The sequence below is a fragment of the Micromonospora sp. DT4 genome (assembly GCF_049841675.1).
In the GTDB taxonomy this organism is placed as follows: Bacteria; Actinomycetota; Actinomycetes; order Mycobacteriales; family Micromonosporaceae; genus Micromonospora.
Window position 1 is genome coordinate 1 of record NZ_JBNCKT010000255.1, and the last position, 2,116, is coordinate 2,116.

1 protein-coding gene and 1 pseudogene are annotated in these 2,116 nt (G+C 67.6%); both read left to right on the plus strand.

Translation table 11 applies throughout. The features are described from left to right. A pseudogene (locus tag ACLQ24_RS29395) lies at nt 1-156 on the plus strand (replication-relaxation family protein); the annotation flags it as partial. A 58-nt stretch (nt 157-214) separates the two neighbouring features. Continuing rightward, on the plus strand, nt 215-1,897 hold the full coding sequence (locus ACLQ24_RS29400; protein WP_425894993.1) for an ISAzo13 family transposase: 1,683 nt from the start codon (nt 215-217) through the stop codon (nt 1,895-1,897). The last annotated feature ends 219 nt before the right edge of the window (nt 1,898-2,116 follow it).

Consider the following 2,116-nt stretch of genomic DNA (forward strand, 5'->3'; position numbering starts at 1 on the left):
ATGCCCGTGGCCACCGGCCTCCACGGCGAGCACCCCGCCGGGCCTGCCTGGACGCTGACCACCGACCCCGGGCCGCGACGCTGGCTGCACGAACTGCCCTCCGACCACGGCCCGGACAACCCGGCCACCAACCCGCACCGCTTCCCCGACACCGACCTTAGGGAGCGCAGAAAAATAACCCGTAGCTTCGCGGAACCTCGTTCGTTGCTGTGGTATGGCGGTTATGGAGGAAACCCGGCAGATGCTCGCGGCGAAGTTCGAGGCGATTTTCCCGCATCTGGACGAGCGGCAGCGTCGGCTGTTGATGGGGGCTGAAGCGCGGGTGCTGGGGCACGGCGGCATCCGGGCGGTCGCGCGGGCCGCCGGGGCCCGTGAGGCGACCGTGTCGTTGGGCGTCGATGAGTTGGATGCTGGTGCGCAGCCGTTGGGCCGGGTGCGTAGGCCCGGTGGAGGCCGTAAACGGGCGGACGTGCTGGATCCTGGCCTGCGTCCCGCGCTGCTGGCCTTGGTCGAGCCGGATGAGCGGGGCGATCCCGTGTCGCCGCTGCGGTGGACGACAAAGTCGACCCGGAAGCTGGCCGAGGAACTGACCCGTCAAGGTCACCGTGTCGGTGCTGACACCGTCGCTGATCTGCTGCGCGCCGAGGGATTCAGCCTGCAAGCCAACGTCAAGACCATCGAGGGCAAGCAGCACCCGGACCGTGACGCGCAGTTCCACTACATCAACGAACAGGTCAAAGACCACCACGACTGCGCCGATCCGGTGATCAGCGTGGACACCAAGAAGAAGGAACTGATCGGCCAGTTCAGCAACGCCGGCCGGCAGTGGCGGCCCCACGGCGAGCCGGCGGCCACCCTCACCCACGACTTCCCCGGCGACAGCCTGGGCAAGGCGGTGCCGTACGGCATCTACGACCTCGCCGCCGACAGCGGCTGGGTCAACGTCGGCACCGATCACGACACCGCCGCGTTCGCCGTCGAGTCGATCCGCCGCTGGTGGAACGCCGCCGGCCGTACCGACTACCCACAGGCCCGACGGCTGCTGATCACCGCGGACGCCGGCGGCTCCAACGGCTACCGCATCCGCGCCTGGAAAGCCGAACTGGCCGCCCTCGCCGTCCAGACCGGGTTGGAGATCACCGTGTGTCACTTCCCGCCCGGCACCTCGAAGTGGAACAAAGTCGAGCACAGGCTGTTCTCCCACATCACCATGAACTGGCGAGGCCGGCCGCTGACCAGCCACCAGGTCATCGTGCAGACCATCGCCGCCACCACGACCCGCACCGGACTACGCGTGCACGCCGAACTCGACACCAGCACCTACGACACCGGGATCCGTATCAGTGACCGGCAGATCAACGCGCTGCCGCTACAGCGCCACGAGTGGCACCCAGACTGGAACTACGCCCTGCGCCCCGAGGCATACGAGCAGGTCATCACCGCCCCGGACCCATTCGACCAGCCCAGTCCCGACCTGGCCTGGCTACGCCACCCGACCCTGACCGGATTACCGACGCCCGAGTGGGACAACCTGATCACCACGCTGCTGACCCTGCACGACCAGCAACGCGAAGCAAGCCTGGACAAACGACGCGGCCACCGCCCACGACAGACCGCCCCCGGCACCGGCCGCCGCCCCGTCCTCACCCTCGCCGACCGGCTCCTAGCCGCCATCCTCCACCACCGACTCGGTCTGCCCCAGGTCACCGTCGCCGCCCTGTTCACCGTCCGACCCGAAACGATCAACAGACACCTACGCGAAATCCGTCAACTCCTACAGCAAGCCGGACACGTCATCCAGCCCAGCCCACACCGGCTCGCCACACTCGACGACCTTTACAGCTACGCGACCACACAAGCAATCACTACCCCGCTAGAGATCAAGACAGCGCGTTAATTATCTGCGCTCCCTTAGCGGCCCCGACCCGGAGCCCTGACATTCACCTGCACCGCACGCGGAGAGGAGCCGTCCACCGTCGTGGGCGGCTGTGAGACCGACCGGATCTCACAGTCCCGCCGTCCCTCACCCGCGGAATCGAGCGGTCGTCTGACAGTGCAGGTCAACGGCACTACTGACGATCATGACGGCGGCCGGCGCTGACAGATCCGGCCGCTA